Annotated in this window: 19 protein-coding genes; 13 read left to right on the forward strand and 6 right to left on the reverse strand. The window is 64.8% G+C overall.

The genetic code is table 11. The features are described 5' to 3' along the window. The first annotated feature begins 83 nt into the window (after positions 1-83). The 5 genes from ACSKB8_RS07950 to ACSKB8_RS07970 all read left to right on the forward strand — a co-directional run bounded on the left by ACSKB8_RS07950 (position 84) and on the right by ACSKB8_RS07970 (position 4,849). Positions 84-1,043 (forward strand): helix-turn-helix transcriptional regulator, encoded by a 960-nt coding sequence (locus ACSKB8_RS07950; protein ID WP_438103545.1) that lies wholly within the window; start codon positions 84-86, stop codon positions 1,041-1,043. Between the two features lie 98 nt (positions 1,044-1,141). Beyond that, positions 1,142-1,447 carry a hypothetical protein gene (locus ACSKB8_RS07955; RefSeq protein WP_244551392.1) on the forward strand — a complete coding sequence of 102 codons (306 nt, stop codon included), beginning with the start codon at positions 1,142-1,144 and terminating at the stop codon, positions 1,445-1,447. A 118-nt stretch (positions 1,448-1,565) separates the two neighbouring features. Then, positions 1,566-2,771: an NAD(P)/FAD-dependent oxidoreductase gene (locus ACSKB8_RS07960; protein ID WP_438103546.1), complete on the forward strand. Its 1,206-nt coding sequence runs from the start codon at positions 1,566-1,568 to the stop codon at positions 2,769-2,771. A gap of 200 nt (positions 2,772-2,971) precedes the next feature. Further along, positions 2,972-3,718, forward strand: a complete 747-nt coding sequence (locus ACSKB8_RS07965; RefSeq protein ID WP_438103547.1) for an SDR family NAD(P)-dependent oxidoreductase — start codon at positions 2,972-2,974, stop codon at positions 3,716-3,718. A 177-nt stretch (positions 3,719-3,895) separates the two neighbouring features. Beyond that, positions 3,896-4,849, forward strand: coding sequence for an MBL fold metallo-hydrolase (locus ACSKB8_RS07970; RefSeq protein ID WP_438103548.1), 954 nt, complete (start codon positions 3,896-3,898; stop codon positions 4,847-4,849). Positions 4,850-4,980: 131 nt separating this feature from the next. Here the strand turns inward: ACSKB8_RS07970 and ACSKB8_RS07975 are convergent, their stop codons facing one another. Next, a complete protein-coding gene (locus ACSKB8_RS07975; RefSeq protein WP_256477651.1) occupies positions 4,981-5,103 on the reverse strand; it encodes a hypothetical protein in 123 nt (40 codons plus the stop codon). 85 nt (positions 5,104-5,188) lie between these two features. After that, positions 5,189-5,365 carry a hypothetical protein gene (locus ACSKB8_RS07980; protein ID WP_438103549.1) on the reverse strand — a complete coding sequence of 59 codons (177 nt, stop codon included), beginning with the start codon at positions 5,363-5,365 and terminating at the stop codon, positions 5,189-5,191. A 121-nt stretch (positions 5,366-5,486) separates the two neighbouring features. Here ACSKB8_RS07980 and ACSKB8_RS07985 point away from each other — a divergent pair, with 121 nt between their 5' ends. The 4 genes from ACSKB8_RS07985 to ACSKB8_RS08000 all read left to right on the forward strand — a co-directional run bounded on the left by ACSKB8_RS07985 (position 5,487) and on the right by ACSKB8_RS08000 (position 8,216). Further along, positions 5,487-5,624, forward strand: coding sequence for a hypothetical protein (locus tag ACSKB8_RS07985; RefSeq protein WP_438103550.1), 138 nt, complete (start codon positions 5,487-5,489; stop codon positions 5,622-5,624). Between the two features lie 125 nt (positions 5,625-5,749). Continuing rightward, positions 5,750-6,889 carry a lactonase family protein gene (locus ACSKB8_RS07990; protein ID WP_438103551.1) on the forward strand — a complete coding sequence of 380 codons (1,140 nt, stop codon included), beginning with the start codon at positions 5,750-5,752 and terminating at the stop codon, positions 6,887-6,889. A gap of 70 nt (positions 6,890-6,959) precedes the next feature. Next, positions 6,960-7,130: a hypothetical protein gene (locus tag ACSKB8_RS07995; protein ID WP_164940478.1), complete on the forward strand. Its 171-nt coding sequence runs from the start codon at positions 6,960-6,962 to the stop codon at positions 7,128-7,130. 192 nt (positions 7,131-7,322) lie between these two features. Then, positions 7,323-8,216: an efflux RND transporter periplasmic adaptor subunit gene (locus ACSKB8_RS08000; protein ID WP_438103552.1), complete on the forward strand. Its 894-nt coding sequence runs from the start codon at positions 7,323-7,325 to the stop codon at positions 8,214-8,216. A gap of 184 nt (positions 8,217-8,400) precedes the next feature. Here ACSKB8_RS08000 and ACSKB8_RS08005 read toward each other — a convergent pair whose 3' ends face one another. Continuing rightward, a complete protein-coding gene (locus tag ACSKB8_RS08005) occupies positions 8,401-9,252 on the reverse strand; it encodes a caspase family protein (protein ID WP_438103553.1) in 852 nt (283 codons plus the stop codon). Between the two features lie 421 nt (positions 9,253-9,673). Here ACSKB8_RS08005 and ACSKB8_RS08010 point away from each other — a divergent pair, with 421 nt between their 5' ends. The 3 genes from ACSKB8_RS08010 to ACSKB8_RS08020 all read left to right on the forward strand — a co-directional run bounded on the left by ACSKB8_RS08010 (position 9,674) and on the right by ACSKB8_RS08020 (position 13,716). Further along, positions 9,674-11,404, forward strand: coding sequence for a hypothetical protein (locus ACSKB8_RS08010; protein WP_438103554.1), 1,731 nt, complete (start codon positions 9,674-9,676; stop codon positions 11,402-11,404). A 291-nt stretch (positions 11,405-11,695) separates the two neighbouring features. Then, positions 11,696-12,421, forward strand: a complete 726-nt coding sequence (locus ACSKB8_RS08015; protein ID WP_091897881.1) for a thermonuclease family protein — start codon at positions 11,696-11,698, stop codon at positions 12,419-12,421. A 107-nt stretch (positions 12,422-12,528) separates the two neighbouring features. Further along, positions 12,529-13,716: a pyridoxal-phosphate-dependent aminotransferase family protein gene (locus tag ACSKB8_RS08020; RefSeq protein WP_438103555.1), complete on the forward strand. Its 1,188-nt coding sequence runs from the start codon at positions 12,529-12,531 to the stop codon at positions 13,714-13,716. A 196-nt stretch (positions 13,717-13,912) separates the two neighbouring features. On the opposite strand, the gene ACSKB8_RS08025 is transcribed toward ACSKB8_RS08020, so the two are convergent. Together ACSKB8_RS08025 and ACSKB8_RS08030 are read right to left on the reverse strand one after the other, a co-directional pair. After that, positions 13,913-15,019, reverse strand: a complete 1,107-nt coding sequence (locus tag ACSKB8_RS08025) for a hypothetical protein (RefSeq protein WP_438103556.1) — start codon at positions 15,017-15,019, stop codon at positions 13,913-13,915. Next, positions 15,019-16,455 carry an MBOAT family O-acyltransferase gene (locus tag ACSKB8_RS08030; RefSeq protein ID WP_438103557.1) on the reverse strand — a complete coding sequence of 479 codons (1,437 nt, stop codon included), beginning with the start codon at positions 16,453-16,455 and terminating at the stop codon, positions 15,019-15,021. The genes ACSKB8_RS08025 and ACSKB8_RS08030 overlap by 1 nt, the downstream gene beginning before the upstream one ends. A gap of 308 nt (positions 16,456-16,763) precedes the next feature. Between ACSKB8_RS08030 and ACSKB8_RS08035 the strand changes: the two genes are divergently transcribed. Further along, positions 16,764-18,869 carry a S9 family peptidase gene (locus ACSKB8_RS08035; RefSeq protein ID WP_438103558.1) on the forward strand — a complete coding sequence of 702 codons (2,106 nt, stop codon included), beginning with the start codon at positions 16,764-16,766 and terminating at the stop codon, positions 18,867-18,869. A 220-nt stretch (positions 18,870-19,089) separates the two neighbouring features. Here ACSKB8_RS08035 and ACSKB8_RS08040 read toward each other — a convergent pair whose 3' ends face one another. Further along, the gene (locus ACSKB8_RS08040) at positions 19,090-20,181 is read right to left on the reverse strand and encodes an SMP-30/gluconolactonase/LRE family protein (RefSeq protein WP_438103559.1); all 1,092 of its coding nucleotides are present in this window, start codon (positions 20,179-20,181) and stop codon (positions 19,090-19,092) included. Positions 20,182-20,205 lie beyond the last annotated feature (24 nt).

Here is a 20,205-nt window from a genome sequence, read left to right on the forward strand (position 1 = left end):
GGGCCCTCGCAGCCATAGAAGGCGCGCCGTCCGTACAAATACGGGCGACTGATTTGAAGCTCGACTGATCAGGAGGCGCGACAATGACCGGAAACACTGCTCCCATGCGCGATCCCTCGCAGCAGGGCTTGCCACCCGCGCCTGGCGCACAGGGGGAGGACAGCTCGCATTCCGACCGGCGCGTCGCCGGTGCGGAGATGGCGCGCGTGCTCAGGACCGAACCGTTTCGCATGGCGCTGGATGCCTCCGGCGCCGGCATCGCGCACTGGAAGCACGATCCGCTGCACGACGTCGTCGAACCCATGAGCCACCACGTGATCATGGCCTACAACGGCGTGATGCAGCGCATGGAGCGGCGCTCGGGACGATCGGTCGCGATCGGGACGTTTCGTCCGGGGGTCCTGATCATCATTCCGGAAGGATCGAGCTCCAGGTGGGACATTCCGAAACCCGTCGACGTGGTTCAGCTCTATCTTCCCGATGCGACGCTGAAGCGCATTGCCGACGAGGCCGGGACCACCGGACCGGCCGACCTGCTGGAGCGAACGGCGCATCCCGATCCCATCACGTCCCGACTGCTGCTGAGCGCAGCGGACGCGCTGGAGGGCCATGGCGCGCTGGATAATCTGTTCCGGCATCAGCTGACGGATCTTCTGGCCACGCGCGTCCTGGCGGCCCATTCGGGCTCGCCGACCACATTGCAGCCGACCATGGGCGGGCTGTCGCCGAAGGTCCTGCTCCGTGCGATCGAACGATTGCGGTCCGACAGCGATGCAGACGTCTCGCTCGATGCGCTGGCGTCCGATGCGGGTCTGTCGCGCTTTCACTTCTGCCGTGCCTTCAAGGAAAGCACCGGGCTGTCGCCGCATGCCTGGCTGCGCCAGCACCGCCTCGAGCAGGCCATGACGATGCTGCGCGACAGTGACGATGCGGTGGTCTCGATCGCAGCCGCGCTTGGCTATTCCTCGCAGACGGCATTCGCGGCTGCCTTCAGGAAGCTGACCGGGGAGAGCCCGAGCGACTGGCGCAGGCGCCAGCGTTAGCAGCAATCGCGCTGTAACCACGGCAATCGCTCTGGCGCAGCGGCAGATCCGATCCGCTAAACCATCACCATGCCCGGACCAATCGACGGAGACCGAAGATGACCTGGAAAAAGATGACCTGGAAAAACTTCATCAGCCGGCGGGTGATCGCCTCGCGCCGCCGAGGTCTTGCGACCGCAACCTTGTACGGACTCTCGCTGGCCGTTCGCTTCACGTCCGCGACGGGCGAGGAGGTGGAGATTCCCGCTCAGGCCCTGCACCCAGCCTACCCGCTGATGTCGATCATGACCCGGGATGGCTCCGGCCTTCCCTACCAGGACTGGGGCCCGAGCGCGGCTCAGTCGGTTATTTTTCGCCAAGCCTGGCCTCCGAATTCGACGCTGTCGCGCTGCGTAGCGCCTTAAGACCAGCGTTTCACATCATCTCTTCTCATCTCTTCGTGCCATCGCCAGACGCTGCCCTGAGCGGAGCAGCGACGGCCCGCGCGCGGACTTTCGAAACTGCTTACCAAGGAGCAAACTCATGCGATTAGTCATTATCGGCGCCGGCTTCGCCGGCATGTACGCCGCCCTTTCCGCAGCCCGCCTGCGCGAGATCCAGGGCGTCTCGCCGGAGGCGCTCGAGATCGCGCTTGTGGCCCCCGAGCCGACGCTCGTGGTTCGCCCGCGGCTCTACGAACCGAAGCCCGAGACCCTGACGGCGCCCCTGCGCGACGTGCTCGAGGCCATCGACGTCACCTATGTGCAGGGCATCGCCGAGACGGTCGACGCCAAATCCTGCATGGTAAAGATCGCCACCGCGAAGGGCACGAAGAAGACGCTGTCTTACGACCGTCTCGTCGTGACCACCGGCAGCCGGCTGTTCCGTCCGAACATTCCAGGTCTTGCCGAGCATGGCTTCAGCGTCGATTCGCTCGACGACGCCATCGCGCTCGACAAGCACCTGCATGGCCTCGCCAAGCGGCCGGCCACGAACGGGCGCGACACGGTCGTCGTCGCCGGCGGCGGCTTCACCGGCATCGAGGCCGCCACCGAAATGCCGGCACGGCTGCGCGACATCCTCGGTACCAATGCGAAGTCCCGCGTCATCATCGTCGAGCGCAACAATGCGATCGCGCCCGACATGGGCGCAGGCCCTCGCCCCGTCATCGAGGACGCCCTTCACAAGCTCGGTGTTCAAACCCGGCTCGGTGCCGGCGTCGCCTCGCTCGACGGGTCCGGCGTCACCCTGTCCAGCGGCGAACACATCGAGACCGAGACGGTGATCTGGGCGGCCGGCATTCGTGCCGCGCCTTTGGCCGCGCAGATCCCCGCCGAGCGCGACAGTTTCGGCCGCTTGCTGGTCGACCGCTGCTTGCAGGTGCCAGGCGTCCAGGGCGTGTTCGCGGCCGGCGATGCGGCGCGTGCCGCCTGCGACGACGAGGGCAATTACGCGCTGATGTCATGCCAGCACGCCACGCGGATGGGCGCCTTCGCCGGCAACAATGCGGCCGCGGAGCTACTGGGCCTGCCGACCAGGCCTTATCACCAGAAGGCCTATGTCACCTGCCTCGATCTCGGCGAAGCCGGCGCACTGTTCACGCGCGGCTGGGAGCGCAACGTGGAGATCGTCGGTGAGGTCGCCAAGAAGACGAAACGGGAGATCAACACCGTCTGGATCTACCCGCCGCGCGCCGAACGTGCCGTCGCGCTGGCCTCGGCCGATCCGGAGCGCGTGACTGACCTCTAGAGCATGATCCGGAAAAGTGTGGAGCGGTTTTCCGAAAAGATCATGCTCGAACAATAACCTAAAGCGCGATGACGATTCATCCCGATCTCATCGCGCTTTAGGCACTCACACGACATCGGCCACGCACCCACGCGCGAGCGCACGGCGGTCTCGGTCGATCGTGGCTGGACCTGCGCTGTCAGCGAAGAAGGAGATCGAACATGAAAAGTGAAAATGTCGTCATCGTGACGGGAGGCAGCTCGGGCATCGGGCGCGCGGCGGCACTGCGTTTCGCCAGACAAGGCGACAAGGTGCTCGTGACCGGCCGCCGTCCCGGCCCTATCGAAGAAACAGTTGCCGAGCACGCAAACATTGCCGGCCTGGTTGCCGATGTCGCCTCCGCCGAAGATGCCAGGCGCACAATTGCCAAGGCGGTCGATACCTGGGGCAAGGTCGATGCCCTGGTGAACAACGCAGGCGCAGGCGCAATTCTTCCGCTGGCCGACGCGACGGCCGATCGGATCATGGACATCTTCTCCGTGAATGTGATCGGCCCAAGTCTGCTCGCCGCTGCTGCTCTGCCTCACCTCAAGGCAACACAGGGCACCATCATCAATGTCTCGAGCACTTTCGGCCACAAGCCGGCGGGCGCCCTGTCCCATTACGCAGCCAGCAAGGCGGCATTGGAGCACTTGACTCGCTGCTGGGCGCTGGAGCTCGCACCGGTCGGTATACGCGTGAACGCGGTCGCTGCGGGGCCCACGGAATCTGGCGCTCTGACTGGCATGATGGGGCTGTCCCTGGAGCAGGCTGCGGCAATCAAAGAGCAGGAGCGCGCGCGCATACCGCTCGGGCGGCGCGGCGTTCCGGACGATGTCGCAGAATGGATCGTCCGGCTTGCCGGCCCCACTTCAGAATGGGTGACGGGCCAAGTGGTCGCGATCGATGGCGGCTTGGGACTGGCATAGCTGCGCGCATGCGTTGGCAGCAATCACTCTATAGCGACGGCAATCGCTCTGGGGCACTCGCACGTCGCGTTCGATAAATCATCACGGGACAGCACCAGCAATGAGCGCGCTGCCCACGGAAGACGCGCGGTCTTTTCCCGAACTGAACGTCAAGACAGAGCGCAGGAGCTTTCAACAATGAATCAGACGATCCGCAACACCCAGGAGAAGACGAACATGAACTTGCACGACACTGCACACCTCGGCAGAGGCCCCGAAGAGCTGGTCCCATCGCGCTACGCGCTGCGGATTGGCGAGATCGACGTGCTGGTGATCAGCGATGGGGTGCTGACGCTGCCAGGTGCGATGCTGGCCCACAACGCCGACCCGGCCGTCCGCGCGGCCTGGCTGAAGGACATGTTCCTGCCGCCGGATGCTTTCGATTGGGCGCTGAACGTGGTCGTGGTGCGCAGCGGCGGCCAGACCATCCTCGTCGACGCTGGACGAGGGTCCGACCCCGACTTGCACCTGCCGCGGGCCGGGCAGTTGAGCAAGCGACTGGAAGCCGCCGGCATCGATCTTGGGTCCGTGACCGACGTGGTGCTGACACACATGCACATGGACCACATTGGCGGCCTGCTCGTCGACGAAGTCAGGGACCGGTTGCGCCCGGACCTGCGCATCCACGTTGCAGCCGCCGAGGTCAAGTTCTGGGAGGCGCCCGATTTCTCCCACGTCGCGATGCCGCCGGGATTTCCGGATGCGCTGCGGGCGACCGCCAAGCGGTTCGCGAAAGAGTACCATAACCAGCTGCGCACCTTCGAGGACGAGCACGAGGTGGCGCCGGGAGTGGTGGTCACGCGCACCGGCGGCCACACCCCCGGGCACAGCGTGGTCCGCCTGGCATCCGGCGGCGAGCGGCTTACATTCGCCGGCGATGCCGTGTTCACCGTCGGATTCGATCACCCCGAGTGGCACAACGGCTTCGAGCACGATCCCGAAGAGGCGGCCCGCGTTCGTGTCCGTCTCCTGCGGGAGCTGGCGGCGAATGGAGAACTCCTCGTCGCCACTCACATGCCGTTCCCATCGGTCGGCCGGGTGGCGGTCGACGGCGATCACTTTCGCTGGGTGCCGGCGTTCTGGGACTACTGACCGCTAGAAGCATGATCCGAACCTGACGGGCCGCGTTAGCGCAAAGTCTGCCGCCGTTTAAGGATCATGCTCAGCGCGAACCGAAGCGCGATGACGATCACCCGATCTCATCGCGCTTTGCCGCGTGGCGTTTACATCATGCCTTTTGCGGCACGCACTTCGGCGATCTCGGCGTCGGGATGGCTGACGATGGTCGCAAACATGATGCCGCTGATGATCAGCGACCAGGCGGTGTCCCAATAGATCCAAAACACGTGCCAGCCTCCGTTTCGATCTCCTCCGCCCGCAGGATCAGGGTAACGGCAAGGCGAGGCTGCCGTTCCCGGCGCGCATGCGGGGCTATTCTTGTTTGGTCGGCGGGGAGCTGCGACCGGTTTGACCGGTGTGGCGCTTTGCCACGACGTCCTCGTCGCGCTCGCCCTGATGCGGATGCGGCGGCAGCTTGGGCTGGCCTTGCTGACCGCCATGCTTGCCGCCCATGTCGGGCTTGCCTTCGAGGTCGTTTTCACGGGGCATGATGCTTCAATGCGCTGGCGCGGCATTGGTTCGCACTGTGAACGAGGTCATAGGATCGCCGCGGTTTGCGGTGCACGATCGTTGGCCGAAGCATCGAGATTCGACCGGCGGATTAGGCCTGATGCGGAAACGACTGATCGCCTGGACCATCCTGACCTGCGGGCTGCTTGCGGTCACCGTATGGACCGTGCTCGGTCCGCCCGGCCAACCGCCCGGCCCGCATTTGCCCTCCCGCAGCGTGACGGCGGCGGTGCGGTAGCCTCCGAGCGCGACCGATACAATTTCGGCATCGATCGATCCCAACTGGAATTTGGTGCGACGGCGCGCCTCCCGCTATCCTCGACGGCAAAACGACAATGCCGCACCGGCTTTGAGGAGGAGACCATGTTGAGACCGACCCGACGCATCGCATCGCGCCTGCCGCGCGCTGCGATCGCCACCACCCTCGCCTTTCTCGCCCTCATCCCTGGAGTCCGCGCCGGCATGGCCGAAACCTTCGCTTATGTCGGCAACGCCGACAGCAACGACATCAGCGTGTTCAAGATGGCCGAGAGTGGCGAGATGATTCCGGTGCAGACAGCCGGCTTCACCGGCGTCGAAAAGCCGGGATCCTCGACGCCGCTCGCGATCACGCCCGACAAGCGCGTGCTGATCGCCGGAATCCGCTCGCAGCCATACCTCGCGGTGAGCTTCGCGATCGACCCCAAGACCGGCCAGCTCAGGCATGTCGGCAACGGGCCGCTCGCCGACAGCATGGCCAATATCGCCGTCGATCGCAGCGGTAAGTTCCTGTTCAGCGCCTCCTATGGCGGCAACAAGGTGGCGCTGAATCCGCTTCAAGCAAATGGCGTCGCCGGCGAGCCGAAGCAGGTGATCCCGACCGGGCTGAACGCGCACGCCGTCCTGCCCTCGCCCGACAACCGCTTCGTGTTCGCGACCAATCTCGGCTCCGACCAGGTGCTGAGCTTTGCGTTCGACGCCGCGGCCGGCTCGCTGACGCCGAGCGATCCGCCGGCGCACAAGCTGCCGGAAAAATCGGGGCCGCGGCACTTCGTATTCCACCCGGGCGGCAAGTTCGTCTATCTCGTTCACGAGCTGAACGGCGACGTCGCGGCATTCAGCTATGAGGCCAAGAGCGGCGCCTGGACCGAGATCCAGCGCACCACCGCACTGCCGGAAGGGTTCAACGGCAAAGCTTCCGATAAAAAGCCTTGGGCCGCCGACATCCACATCACCCCGGACGGGCGCTTCCTCTACGCCTCCGAGCGCACCACGAACACGCTCACCGCCTACAAGGTCGATGCAACCAGCGGCAAGCTGACCACGATCGGTAGCGTGCCGACCGAGAAGCAGCCCCGCGGCTTCAACATCGATCCTTCTGGGCGCTATCTCGCCGCGGTCGGCGAACTCTCCGACGGCATGACGGTCTATGCGATCGACCAGAGCAGCGGCGCGCTCGCCAAGCTGAAATCCTATCCCACCGGCAAGAAGCCGAACTGGGTGGAGTTTCTGAGCCTGCCGTGAGGGACGCGCGGCCGGCCTACGTAATCATCCGTAATTTCGCGAGGCCCGCCTTGGCGCGATATCATCGGGCATGGACCGTCAAATTGTCTTCAAGTGCCCCCAGACCGGCATGAACGTGCAATATCGGCTTGGCGACGAGCCAACCGATCGGACGCATGTTTCCGTGCCGTGTCAGGCCTGTACGCGCCTGCACCTGATCGATCGCGCCACCGGCAAGCTGCTGGGTGATCGCCGGAGCTGACGGCCAGCCAGCCCCGCGCCGCGACCTTCCCCGTCCGGCGGGAGCGAACCTGATCTCCAATCCCGCGACTAATCAAAGACTTGCCACGCCGGCCCGCGCCGGCGTGGCATCCCGCCATGGGACAACGCTGCCGTAGTCCGGCCCGTTGCCATCTGCTATCGATTGAAGGGCTTGAACCCCGTGGAATTTTCGATGCGTCATTTGCCCCGTGCCGTTGCCCGAAGCCTGTTTCCCGCAGCCATCGCCGGCGTGTTCGTTCTCGGCCCATATCCGGCCGGGGCCGCCGAGGACGATGCCCCCAAGGGGCCGGCGGTCACGGTGCTAAAGGTCGCGAAATCCTGCTTCTCCGACATCGTCGAGGCCACCGGCACGATCATCGCGCGCGAGGAAACCTCGGTGCGGCCTGAACGTCCCGGCCTGAAGGTGACCGAGGTGCTGGCCGAAGCCGGCCAGACCACCACCGCCGGCCAGGTGCTGGCGCGGCTGGCGCTGCCGGAAGGCGGCACGCTTCAGGTCACCGCGCCCGTGGCGGGCGTCATCGCCACGTCGACCGCGCAGATCGGCAATTTCGCCTCGGCCAAGGGCGAGGCCCTGTTCACGATCGTGGCGCGCAGCGAATATGATCTGGTCGGCCTGGTCGCGACCACCGACATGCGCAAGCTCGCCGTCAATCAGCAAGCGACCGTGCGCATCGCCGGCGCCGGCGACATCGACGGCAAGATTTGCCGCATCGGGCCGACCGTCGAGCAAAACATCCAGCAGGGCATGGTCTATATCGGCATCTCCTCGCAGAAGCGCCTGTTGCTCAACGCGAGCGGGCGCGCGCTGATCAAGACCGGGCAGAGCTGCAACGTCGCGGTGCCGCTGACAGCCGTGCAATATTCCTCGGCCGGCACCGTGGTGCAGGTGATCCGCCGCAATCGCGTCGAGACCAAGCGCGTCGAGATCGGATTGATGTCGGGCGGCAATATCGAGGTCCGCGACGGCCTCAACGATGGCGACGTCATCGTCGCCCGCGCCGGCGCGCTGCTGCGCGAGGGCGATCCAGTGCGCCCGGTGATGGCGAGCGCGGAAGCGGTGAAGTAGCAGACGGGTCTTTCTTACCCTCCCCTCGAGGGGGAGGGTCGCTGTGCATTTAGCGAAGCGAAATGCGCAGCGGGGTGGGGTGATCTCTCCCCGACGGGGACCGTTCGTCGCGGAGGGACTGTCACCCCACCCCGCTCGCGCTTCGCGCGATCGACCCTCCCCCTCCAGGGGAGGGTAGGAAAAGCTAGCCGCCGGCTTCGCCGAAACGGACGTCCTCGAGCAATGACGACGAGACGCTCGGGACCTGGTCGCCTTCGCTGGCGCGGGAGATGGCGACGCGGGTCTTGTTGAAGACGCTTTCGGCGCTGCTACCTTGCGCATTGAGGTTGTTGAGCAGCTCACTGATCAGCACGCTGTGCTCGCCCTTGCCGTCATCGACGACCTTGCCGGGCGAGGCCGAGGTGAGGATCAGCGCATTGTCGGACGCGCTGATCGGCGCGAGACCGTGGCTGTAGGAGCGGAAGCGGCGCTCGTAGGGGTTACGGCGGGAGGCGTCGACGACGACGAGCTTGGCCTTGGCGCCCTGCTCCTTCATCATGTCGAGCACGCCCTCGATGGAGACGCCGTGGCGGCGGACGTCGCTTTCCTTCCAGATCACGGCATCGACCGGCAGCATGTAGCTCTCGCGGCCGGCCTGCACGCCATAGCCGCCGAAGAACAGCATGACGACGCTGTCGTGCTTGATCCGGGACTTCAGGCGGTTGACGGCGCGGACCATGTCGTCCTTGGTCGCGTCTTCCACCATGTCGACGTCAAAGCCGCTCTTGCGCAGGGACGAAGAGAGCGCGCGGGCGTCATTGATCGACTGCGTCAGGGGCGCGTTGGCGTCGGGATAATGTCCATTGCCGATGACCAGCGCCAGATGCGTGGCATGGCCGATCGAGCCGGTGATCTGGTCGGTCGAGACGGCCTTGGCGGCGTCGATCGCGCGCATGTTGAGGGCAGCATGGGCGCCGATCACGAGGGACACCGTGCCGATGAGGGCGGCGGCGACGGCAATCGTGCGTCGGGAAAGGTCGAGCTGCCTTACATTCATCTCGGTTCGTTCCTGTGCCAAAGACCAGCCAAGCGCGCGCACACTGTTTGAGTAGCGCGATAGCGTCTTTAGGTTTGAGGGATTGGCCGGGGAAGTGCCCCCGAATTGCGCGCAATTTGCGGCGCCGCACCAAACAAACCTTTAACCGGATATCGCCTCCCCGGCAATAGTTCGCCCAGTATTTGAGCTAAGCACCTGAAGATGTTAGATAATTCTCCGGCCCGATTTTCTCCGCTTTGGGTTCCCCCGGAGGCTTCCGGGGCCTCATCATGCAGCCCTCGTGCCGACTTTTTATGTGACTTTCATCACATTTGTATTTCCCGCGAATCCGGGTAGCTTTTTCAACGACTTGCAGGGGGGTGGCACGCGGCTGGGAGCGTGTCGGCCGGCCCCCGGCCAATGCCCCGCGACCAGGTATTTCATGAGCTTTCAATATTTTGCCGGCGCCGCCTGCCGGGCGCTGACGGCGCGGAAGGACGGCCCCTCGCTTTACGAGGTCTGCGATCCCGTGCTGGCGGGTCAGGCCGGCGGCGATCCGCATCTGGCCAAATTCTACAAGACCGCGCTCGGCAATCCCGCGTTGCGGGTGCTGCTGCGGCGGGCCGGACTGCCCGAGCTGCGCGACGAGGCGAGGCTAGCGGCGCTGCGGCAGGCGCTCGCCCGTGCCCGCGACGAGGCCGAGCCCGACTGGGCGGCCGTCGGCCAGCCCGTGGCCGATCTCCTCGACAGCATCGCGCTCGACCATCCCAGGCCGCCACCGGCCATGTTCGTCGGTAAGGCGCCGCAACAATCGCAGATCGACGGCGTGATCCGCGACTGCGCGCAGCACCTGCTCGGCTCGTATCGCCGAAACGGTTTTCTGCCGACCTATGCTGCCTTCAACCTGATCGGCGATCCCGATTGCCGCGGACGCGAGCTGATCATGGCGCTCACGGGCCTCAACGCGCGCGGCTACAAGAACTCCTCGCTGCTGTTCAATCTCGCCCGCGTCTTCATCGCGCGCTCGCTGGCACGCGCCGTGGTGCATCCGCCGTGGCGAGGGGTTGCCGAGCCGATGTGGGAGCCGGTGCAGATCCGCCATCGCTCGGCCTATTACGATGCGTTCTTCATCGAGGCGCTGCTGAGCTATGTCGAGACCGGGCTCGCCTCACCCGCCGACAAGATCGCGGCGGAGCGCGCGATCGCCGACATGGTGGATTTCTGCGTCAACATCAGCCGCGAGGAGGTCGAGGGCATCGACGGCGCGCGGTTCAATGTCATCACCGCGCTCGCGCCGGCGCCGCATCCCCGCTTCTCCCGCTTCTTCGCCCAGATCAAGCAGGATCTCGGCTTCGGGATCTACGTGCCGGATTGCGACACCACGGCCTGCTCGATCTCGGCAGCGACGCAGGCCGGCTGCACCGATGAGATCATCGACCAGCCGCTGCTGGATTTCTACGCCGACTACCAGGTCCGCGCCGGCGTCAACGCGCCGCGTGTGACGGTGCCGCTCAACGACAATATTGACTATGAGGGCGGCGTCGCGACCTGGATCGACAATCTCGCGGGCGAGCGTCCTTACGGCAACGATCTCGATCCGACGCTCAATCTCGACATTCTCGAGGTCAGCTTCCGCAACCTGGCGCGGTGGAAAATTTTGGAGACGCCATCGCGGCTCGCCACCGTGCATCGCATCATCGGCTTCCAGAAGCGCTTGGCGGCCAGCGCTGCCTTCGCCAATCCGCGCTCGCACATCTATTACCTGCCGGAGCTCTACAGCGCCTATTTCGGCCGTTGTTATGCAGCCTTCCTGGCGCTGCCGCTGGCAGCGCAAGCCGCGATCGATCCCGACGGCGATTTCGATTTCATCCGCCACCGCGTGCTGTCCTACGTCAAAGGCGAGCTGATGGCCGCGGAGATGAATGTGTTCGACGCCGCCCTCGCCCTGATCGCACTCGGCCATCTCGGTGCCGACCCACGCGCCTTCGCGCCGGCGCTGAACGTGATCGTCGATGCCATCGGCGAAGGCGGCCGCCGCGGCCCGTTCCGCGCCTATGAATGGAACAAGATGAAGACACCGACGCGGATTCTGGTCGGCGGGCCCGAGGTGACGTCGGCCTTCGTGCTGATGGGGCTGGCGGTGGCGCGGCGAGCGATGGCTGGGCGCGGGTAGCTCTTCACCCTCCCCTGGAGGGGGAGGGTCGGTCGCGCGCAGCGCGAGCGGGGTGGGGTGACGGTCCCTCCGCGACGAACAGTGCCCGAGTGGAGAGATCACCCCACCCCGTCACGCAATCTTGCTTCGCTCGATCGCATGCCGACCCTCCCCCTCCAGGGGAGGGTGAAGGAGCGCCATGCAATGACGGGAAGTTGAAAGCCCATCTGTTGGGCAGGCGCTGGCCGAGTGGCCAAAAGCTGACCACAATCGCGGGGTCTATCGAGATTTTCCTGGAACTTGCGGACCGGCATGTTGCGAAAAGTCCTGATTGCGCTGGCTTTCATCGCCCTCCCGTCGCTGGCTGACGCCGCCGACATCACCGGCATGGCAAAAGTGCGCGCCGGCGATACCGTGGTGATCGGCAACACGCGGGTGCGGCTCGGCGGCATCGACGCGCCGGCAGTCGACCAGCTTTGCCTCAACACCAAGACCGAGCGCTGGACCTGCGGCGTCGCTGCGCGAGACGAGCTCGCCAAATATGCCGATGGCAAGAATTGGGTGTGCCATACCCGCGCGATCGACCGGCGCGGCCGCACCGTGGCGCGCTGCGAGGTCGGCGGCGAGGACATCCAGAAATGGCTGGTGCGCAGCGGCTGGGCGCTGGCCTACACCCGCATGTCCCATGATTACGTCGCGGACGAAGCCGCCGCGCGGGAGGCCAAGGCCGGGATGTGGCAGGGCGCCTTCATCGCGCCCTGGGACTGGCGGGTCCGCAACAAGAAGACCACCATCCTCGGCGCCACCAAGCCGCCCGATGGGGCGCATGCGGTGCTGCTCGCCTCGGCCTCGGGACCGGTCGCGCCGTCGCCTGATTGCACCATCAAGGGCAACGTCAACAGCGCCGGCGAATGCATCTACCACCAGCCGACCAGCCGCTGGTACACCCAGATCAAGATGAAGATCAGCAAGGGCACCCGCTGGTTCTGTTCGGTGGAAGAGGCGGAGGCCGCGGGCTGCCGCGAGACGAAGCGATAACCCACCTCAGACCTGCGTTTTGAGCGCTTTTCTCAAACCCCGGCGCCGCGTAAAAGTGTGTTTCAGCGACCCACCAGTCCGTTCTCACGACACAAGGACCAACAGCAATGACCGTTCGCGCGGGCCGGGAATTTCTGGCCATCCCCGGGCCCACCACGATGCCCGACGAGGTGCTGCAGGCGATGCATCGTCCGGCGATCGACATCTACTCCAAGCAGATGACCGACCTGACCGCGGGCCTGCTCAGTGACATCTCGAAGCTGTTTTCGACCAAGGGCAAGTCCTACATCTACATCGCCAATGGCCACGGCGCCTGGGAAGCGGCGCTGAGCAATGTGCTGTCGCGCGGCGACAAGGTGCTGGTGCTGGAGAGCGGGCGCTTTGCGATCGGCTGGGGCAATGCGGCGGCGCTGATGGGCGCCGAGGTCGAGGTGCTCAAGGGCGACTGGCGCCGCGCGGTGCGGCCGCACGAGGTCGAGGAGCGCCTGCGCCGCGACAAGGAGCACACCATCAAGGCTGTCGTCGTCGTCCAGGTCGACACGGCCTCGGGCGTGCAGAACGACATCGAGGCGATCGGCAAGGCGATCAAGGCCAGCGGCCATCCCGCGCTGTATATGGTCGACACCGTGGCCTCGCTCGGCTGCATGCCGTTCGAGATGGATAAATGGGGCATCGACGTCGCGATGTCCGGCTCGCAGAAGGGCCTGATGACCCCGCCCGGGCTCGGCTTCGTCGCCGCCAACGCGCGTGCGCTCGAGGTGCACAAGACAGCCAACATGGCGACGCCCTATTGGAGCTGGAGCGAGCGCGAGGGCACCGAGCACTATCGCAAATATGCCGGCACCGCGCCGGTGCATCTGTTGTTCGCGCTGCGCCAGGCGATCGACCTCCTGCACGAGGAAGGGCTGGAGAACGCCTTCCGCCGCCACAGCCTGCTCGGCGAAGCCGCGCGCTGCGCGGTCGGCGCATGGTCGGAAGGCCAGGTGCTCGGCTTCAATGTGGCAGAAGCCAGCGAGCGCTCCAACACCGTGACCACGGTGACCATGAGCAACGGCCATGACCCGGCGGTGCTGCAGCGCTACTGCAAAGAGAAGTGCGGCGTCGTGCTCGGCACCGGCATCGGCGATCTCTCGGGCCAGGCCTTCCGCATCGCCCATATGGGCCACGTCAACGCGCCGATGCTGCTCGGCACGTTGGGGGTGATCGAGATCGGGCTCAATGCGCTAAAGATCCCGCATGGCAAAGGCGGGCTCGAGGCGGCGGTCGCGTATCTCGGTGAGGAAGTGGCGGTGTAGGGCGCAAGCCAAGAACTCCATTGTCGTCCCGGCGAAGGCCGGGACCCATACCGCGTGATCTTTCCGTGATGCACGGCCGGCGTACCACGAGAAGACTCTTTAACTGCAAATCTTCGCCAAACTCCTCGCTGGGGTTATGGGTCCCGGCCTGCGCCGGGACGACAGCGGAGTGTTTGGCTAGCGACGGAGTGTTTGGCTAGGGCTGCGGCACCCGATACGCCGCGACCTGCGCTTTCAGCTCATCCAGCGATGCCGTCGGCTTCTTCGGATCCACCCGATACTTCCCACTCGCAAGCCACTTCAACACCTTCGCATCGATCACCGGCGAGTGGTGGATGACGTCGCTGTAATTACCGAGATCGTGCGTCACCGCGTTGATCGCGCGGAAATCGTGGAGACGCACGTTGGGCAACTGCGTCAGGGCTTCCGCAATGCGTGCGGTGAGATCGGTGACGATCTCTAGCGTTTCCGGTGATACATCGCGCATCGCGACGAATTGCAGGATCGAATAGGGCGGAAAGTAGATGTCGAAGGTCACGTCCGGATGGCGCGTGATCAGGCCCACCGCATCGCGCTCGAAATGCCGCACCATGGCATCGTAACCATAGCCTTCACCGAGGAAACGACTGCGCGCGGGAGCGGTGATGTAGGCGAAGGCGGCAAGCGTCTTCTGCGCATTGTAGCCGCTCGCGACGTCGAAATCCCGCGGTAGCGCGTAGATGTCATCGACGTCGTGCAGCGCAAACTTGAGAGGCAGAAAGGGCGCCGCCCGGGACAGCGGCTCTCGCAATGGCGGGACCGACCGCACCAGTGCGAACGCGGATTCCTTCGCCATCGCGGCGCTGAACAGATAGGACGCGATCCCCTTGGCCGTGCTGCGATAGAGATCGACGGACAGATAGGGATCCGTCTCGATGTCCGCGGCATCGATAAAGATGAAATCGTCCATCGCCCAGATCACCCGCCTTGCGCCGCGGTCGATGGCCTGCTCCAGCACAAAGCTTTGCTGGCGCGAATTGGAGCCGGTCATCGCCAGCTTGAGCGAATGAACGCCGAGCGCACGATCGATGTCGCTCTGGCGGAAATGAATCGCGAGCGAGGTACCCATGAAGACGGTGTCGAACGACTGACTGCGGATCAGCCCGGCATTCTGCACGCGCGTGTCCTCGGAATAGAAGGCGGTGAGACGCGAGGGGCGGAACAGTTGCAGGGGATCGACGACGAAAGTAAGCAATGCTGCGCCCAGCACGCAGGCGATGCTCGCGAGCAGAAGTCGCCCCAAATGCGTGAACGGCGCGCGCATCAGAACCGGAAATAGATGAATTCGCTGTGGCTCTGGATGCCCAAGATCCCGAAGGCGAGCACCAGCGACGCGCCATAGAGGATCAGCGGCCGCATCCGCCCTGCCCGCAAGGCCTCGCCGACCCTGCGGTTGGCGTGATCGTATCCCATGATGCCTTGCGTGTTCGGCGCCAGCCATACCAGCGCGGCATAGATGGCGACCAGCACAAGCGCCGCGATCTCTTCACGACCGAAGACGATATTTGAGGGATCAGCCATCGCGTGGAGCACGCGCAGCGCCCAGGCGACGCTTTCGGCGCGGAAGAACACCCAGGCGACGACGACGGCGAGGAAGGTCAGCACGGCACCGGCGATGCGGACCGGCCTCGCAAGAGGCGACGGAACGTTCGGCACCAGCGCGTTGAAGGCGTGATTGATGCAGAGATAGGCGCCGTGCAGCGCACCCCACACCACGAAGGTCCAGGCCGCGCCGTGCCAGAGCCCACCGAGCAGCATCGTGATCATCAGATTGACGTAGCGCAGCACGCGGCCCCTGCGATTGCCGCCAAGCGGGATGTAGAGATAGTCGCGCAGGAACTGCGACAAGGTCATGTGCCAGCGCCGCCAGAACTCGACGATGCTGATGGCCTTGTAGGGCGAGTTGAAATTGACGGGCAGGAAGATGCCGAACATCAGCGAGATCCCGATCGCCATGTCCGAATAACCGGAGAAGTCGAAATAGAGCTGGAACGTGTAGGCGAGCGCACCACACCAGGCCTGATCGAAGCTCGGCGAGCGCGCTTCGAAGGCGAGCGCGACCAGCGGCTGGATGCCGTCGGCAAGGCAGGTCTTCTTGAACAGGCCGATGGCGAAGATGATGACCCCGCACAGGATCAGATGCGTGTCCGGAAGCTTGCTCTCCTTCCGCTCGAATTGCGGAATCATGTCCTTGTGGTGGAGGATGGGTCCTGCGATCAGATGCGGGAAATAGGTCACGAACAGCGCGTAGTGCGGCAGCGCATAGGCCGCGACCTGCCCGCGATAGGCATCGACCAGGAACGCAATCTGGGTGAAGGTGTAGAAGGAGATGCCGACCGGCAGCAGGATGTGGACCGCGAGATGCGTGCCGGCCAGCGCATTGATGTTCTCGGTGACGAAGCCGGCATATTTGAAGATCCCGAGCACGAGGAGGTCGCCGATGACGCCACAAGCGAGCGCTGCCTTTCGTTGCGGCGGGGTGAGCTTCGCCACGATGAGGAGATGGCCGACGCCATAGTTGAAGGCGATCGAGATCAGCAACAGGGCCAGGAATTGCCAGCTGCCGATCGCATAGAAGGTGATCGAGGCCAGTGCCAGCCAGATCACCGGGGCCAGATTGCTGCGCCGCCCGAGCCAGAAATAGCCGCCCAGCACGGCTGGCAGGAACAGCAGGATGAACGGATAGGAATTGAACAGCATCAGGCTGGACCGGCGGCGGGATATCGTTCCTCAAAGCACACAAGCGGTCCAGCAACAACCCGGCGACTTGGCGCAGTCACGCTGGCAATTCGAGGAATCGGGACGATATAAGGTGATGCATCTTCTCCCTCTCCCCGTTCTTGCGGGGAGAGGGTTGGGGTGAGGGGCTCCTTCCGCAGGGCCGGTAGCAGCGGGACTCGCGGAGAGCCCCCTCACCCGGATTCCCGCATCCGCCTTCGCCAAGGCTTCGGCGGACAAGTGCGGGGAGAGGCGAAGAGCAGCGACGCACGGACACGAACGAGGATCGAGTGACACAAGCCAAAACACCTTCCCAGCCGCCCATCGCGCCGCGCCGGCCGCATTCCTACACGCGGCACGGGATCATCGTGACCGACGACTATGCCTGGCTGAAGGACGAGAGGTGGCAGGAGGTGCTGCGCGATCCCAGCGTGCTCGATCCCGACATCCGCAAATATCTGGATGAGGAGAACGTCTACACCGAGAGCCTGCTCGGCCACACCGCCCCCCTCCAGAAGACGCTGGTGCGCGAGATGCGGGGGCGGATCAAGGAGGACGATTCCAGCGTGCCCTCGCCCGACGGTCCCTTCGCCTATTTCCGCCGGTTTCGCGAGGGCGGGCAGCACGAGCTGTTCGGCCGCATGCCACGCGACGGCGGCGAGGGCCATATCGTGCTCGACGGCGATGCGCTCGCCAAGGACCACAAATATTTCAAGTTCGGCGGCAGCCGGCACTCGTATGATCACAAGCTGCAGGCCTGGAGCGCCGACACCAAGGGCTCCGAATATTTCACCATCCGCGTGCGCGATTGGGCTACGGCCAAGGACCTTGACGATCTCGTCGAGGAGACCGACGGCGGCATGGTCTGGGCGGCGGACTGCAAAAGCTTCTTCTATGTGAAGCTCGACGACAATCACCGGCCGATGCAGGTGTGGCGGCACAGGCTCGGCACCAAGCAGGCCGACAACACGCTGGTCTATGAGGAGCAGGATGCCGGCTGGTTCACCCATCTGCACGAGAGCACCAGCGGCCGCTTCTGCGTGATCGCTGGCGGCGACCACGAGACCTCGGAGCAGCGGCTGATCGATCTCGCAAACCCCGAGGCGCCGCCGCGCCTGGTCGCAGCGCGCGAAGAAGGCGTGCAATATTCACTGGCCGATCGCGGCGACGAGCTGTTCATCCTCACCAATGCCGACGACGCCATCGACTTCAAGATCGTCACGGCGCCGCTCGCCGCGCCCGAGCGCAAGAACTGGCGCGACCTGATCCCGTATCGTCCCGGCATCTACATCATCGACCTCGATCTCTATGCCGGCCATCTGGTGCGGCTGGAGCGCGCCAATGCGCTGCCGGCGATCGTGATCCGCGATCTTGCGACAAAGGAAGAGCACGCGATCGCCTTCGACGAGGCCGCCTATTCGCTCGACACGATGGGCTCCTACGAATTCGACACGACCAATTTGCGTTTCGCCTATTCGTCGATGACGACACCGTCGGAGGTCTATGATTACGACATGGTCAAGCGCACGCGCACCTTGCGCAAGCGCCAGGAGATTCCGTCCGGTCATGATGCCGCCGACTACGTCACCACGCGCATCATGGCAAAGGCGCATGACGGCGCCGAGGTGCCGGTGTCGATCCTCTATCGCCGTGGGCTGAAGCTCGACGGCTCGGCGCCGCTCTTGCTCTACGGCTACGGCTCCTACGGCATGGCGATGCCGGCTTCGTTCAGCGCCAACCGGCTATCGCTGGTCGATCGCGGCTTCGTCTATGCCATCGCCCATATCCGCGGCGGCGCCGACAAGGGCTGGGGCTGGTATCTCGACGGCAAGCGCGAGAAGAAGACCAATTCGTTCGACGATTTTGCCGCCAGCGCGCGGGCGCTGATCGCAGCGAAATACACCAGCGCCAAGCGCATCGTCGGCCATGGCGGCTCGGCCGGCGGCATGCTGATGGGCGCGGTCGCCAATCGCGCCGGCGAATTGTTCGCGGGAATCGTCGCCGAAGTGCCATTCGTCGACGTGCTCAACACCATGCTCGACGACACGCTGCCGCTGACGCCGCCGGAATGGCCGGAATGGGGCAATCCGATCGAGAGCGAGACGGATTTTCGCACCATCCTGTCCTACTCGCCCTATGACAATGTCGCGGCGAAGGACTATCCGGCGATCCTGGCGATGGGCGGGCTAACCGATCCGCGCGTCACTTACTGGGAGCCCGCCAAATGGATCGCGCGCCTGCGTGCTACCATGCGCGGTGGCGGCCCGGTTCTCTTGCGCACCAACATGGGCGCCGGCCACGGCGGCGCCTCGGGGCGATTTGAGCGGCTCGATGAAGTCGCGATCGTCTATGCGTTCGCGCTGTGGGCGGCGGGGATGACGGAGGCTGGGGTGTAGCGTCGCCGGTGGGCAACGGCGCTGCGTGTTGGCTCGCGCGGATACCTCCACATCGTCGTCCCGGCGAAGGCCGGGACCCATACCGCGTGATCTATCGACAGAGTGCAGCCAGCAGTACCGACGAAGACCTCTTAACTACTAATCGTCGCCAAACCACTCCCTGTGGTTATGGGTCCCGGCCTTCGCCGGGACGACATAGAGTGTGAGGCACGACCGCGCCTCACACCGCGCCATGCGCCTCGACATAGAGCGCGTAGACCGAATGACTGCTGGCCATGTACAGCCGGTTGTTCTTGGGACCGCCGAAGCAGAGGTTGGCGCAGCGTTCCGGCAGCTTGATGAAGGCGAGCGGCTTGCCTTCGGGGTTGAACACCATGACGCCGTCGAGATCGTCCGGCCTTCCCCTGAGCTGGAACACCTTGCGGCCGCCGATTTCGGTCGGCTCGGATTGCAGCGCGCCGTTCGAGCCCCAGCCGCACCAGAGATTGCCGTCGCGATCGACGCGAAAGCCGTCGAGCGAGCCCTGATCGGCGGCGTCGATCAGCTTGGTCTTGCCGCTCAGGCTGCCGTCGTCGCCGACATTGTAGCTCCAGATGCTGCGGTTTGGCGTGCCCTTCCACTCGACAATGTAGAGCTTCTTCTCGTCCGGCGAGAAGGCGAGGCCATTGGGATTGACGAGGTCGGTGAGGACGGCGCTGAGCTTGCCGTCCTTGGCGATGCGATAGACATTGGTGCTGGCCTGCTCGGCCTTCTCCTTCTTGCCCTCCCACTCGCCGTTGATGCCGAACAGCGGATCGGTGAACCAGATGCTGTCGTCGGACTTCACCACGATATCGTTCGGCGCGTTCAGCCGCTTGCCCTCGAACTTGTCGGCGAGCACGGTGATCTTGCCGTCCTTCTCGGTGCGGGTGATGCGGCGGGTGACCGAATGCTCGCAGGTGACGAGGCGGCCCTGACGGTCGCGCGCATTGCCGTTGGCGTAATTGGCATCGGCGCGGAACACGCTGGTCTGGCCGGTCTTCTCGTCGAACTTCATGATCCGGTTGTTGGGGATGTCGGAGAACAAGAGATAGCCGCCCTCGGGAAAATAAGCCGGGCCTTCAGCCCAGCGCATCCCGGTTGCAACCTGCTCGACCGTGGAGGAATAGAGCCGGTATTTTGTGAAGCTGGGGTCGAGGATCTGGACGGCCGGGTCCGGGTAGCGCTGATTGGGCGTGAACGCGAACGACTGGGCGCCGGCAGCGCGGGCGAGAAACGTGGATGCCACTGCTGCGCCGGCGCCGGCCATCAGATTGCGTCGCGTGAAATTCATTGTAATCCTCCCTGGGCGATAAAA

Source organism: Bradyrhizobium sp. BR 1432, from assembly GCF_051547705.1.
GTDB lineage: Bacteria > Pseudomonadota > Alphaproteobacteria > Rhizobiales > Xanthobacteraceae > Bradyrhizobium > Bradyrhizobium zhanjiangense.

What these genes read in the sequence shown, in the direction of transcription:
- ACSKB8_RS07950 (WP_438103545.1), top strand. Translation starts at nt 84, where the DNA reads ATGACCGGAAACACTGCTCCCATGCGCGATCCCTCGCAGCAGGGCTTG.
- ACSKB8_RS07955 (WP_244551392.1), top strand. Translation starts at nt 1,142, where the DNA reads ATGACCTGGAAAAAGATGACCTGGAAAAACTTCATCAGCCGGCGGGTG.
- ACSKB8_RS07960 (WP_438103546.1), top strand. Translation starts at nt 1,566, where the DNA reads ATGCGATTAGTCATTATCGGCGCCGGCTTCGCCGGCATGTACGCCGCC.
- ACSKB8_RS07965 (WP_438103547.1), top strand. Translation starts at nt 2,972, where the DNA reads ATGAAAAGTGAAAATGTCGTCATCGTGACGGGAGGCAGCTCGGGCATC.
- ACSKB8_RS07970 (WP_438103548.1), top strand. Translation starts at nt 3,896, where the DNA reads ATGAATCAGACGATCCGCAACACCCAGGAGAAGACGAACATGAACTTG.
- ACSKB8_RS07980 (WP_438103549.1), bottom strand. Translation starts at nt 5,365, where the DNA reads ATGCCCCGTGAAAACGACCTCGAAGGCAAGCCCGACATGGGCGGCAAG.
- ACSKB8_RS07985 (WP_438103550.1), top strand. Translation starts at nt 5,487, where the DNA reads ATGCGGAAACGACTGATCGCCTGGACCATCCTGACCTGCGGGCTGCTT.
- ACSKB8_RS07990 (WP_438103551.1), top strand. Translation starts at nt 5,750, where the DNA reads ATGTTGAGACCGACCCGACGCATCGCATCGCGCCTGCCGCGCGCTGCG.
- ACSKB8_RS07995 (WP_164940478.1), top strand. Translation starts at nt 6,960, where the DNA reads ATGGACCGTCAAATTGTCTTCAAGTGCCCCCAGACCGGCATGAACGTG.
- ACSKB8_RS08000 (WP_438103552.1), top strand. Translation starts at nt 7,323, where the DNA reads ATGCGTCATTTGCCCCGTGCCGTTGCCCGAAGCCTGTTTCCCGCAGCC.
- ACSKB8_RS08005 (WP_438103553.1), bottom strand. Translation starts at nt 9,252, where the DNA reads ATGAATGTAAGGCAGCTCGACCTTTCCCGACGCACGATTGCCGTCGCC.
- ACSKB8_RS08010 (WP_438103554.1), top strand. Translation starts at nt 9,674, where the DNA reads ATGAGCTTTCAATATTTTGCCGGCGCCGCCTGCCGGGCGCTGACGGCG.
- ACSKB8_RS08015 (WP_091897881.1), top strand. Translation starts at nt 11,696, where the DNA reads ATGTTGCGAAAAGTCCTGATTGCGCTGGCTTTCATCGCCCTCCCGTCG.
- ACSKB8_RS08020 (WP_438103555.1), top strand. Translation starts at nt 12,529, where the DNA reads ATGACCGTTCGCGCGGGCCGGGAATTTCTGGCCATCCCCGGGCCCACC.
- ACSKB8_RS08025 (WP_438103556.1), bottom strand. Translation starts at nt 15,019, where the DNA reads ATGCGCGCGCCGTTCACGCATTTGGGGCGACTTCTGCTCGCGAGCATC.
- ACSKB8_RS08030 (WP_438103557.1), bottom strand. Translation starts at nt 16,455, where the DNA reads ATGCTGTTCAATTCCTATCCGTTCATCCTGCTGTTCCTGCCAGCCGTG.
- ACSKB8_RS08040 (WP_438103559.1), bottom strand. Translation starts at nt 20,181, where the DNA reads ATGAATTTCACGCGACGCAATCTGATGGCCGGCGCCGGCGCAGCAGTG.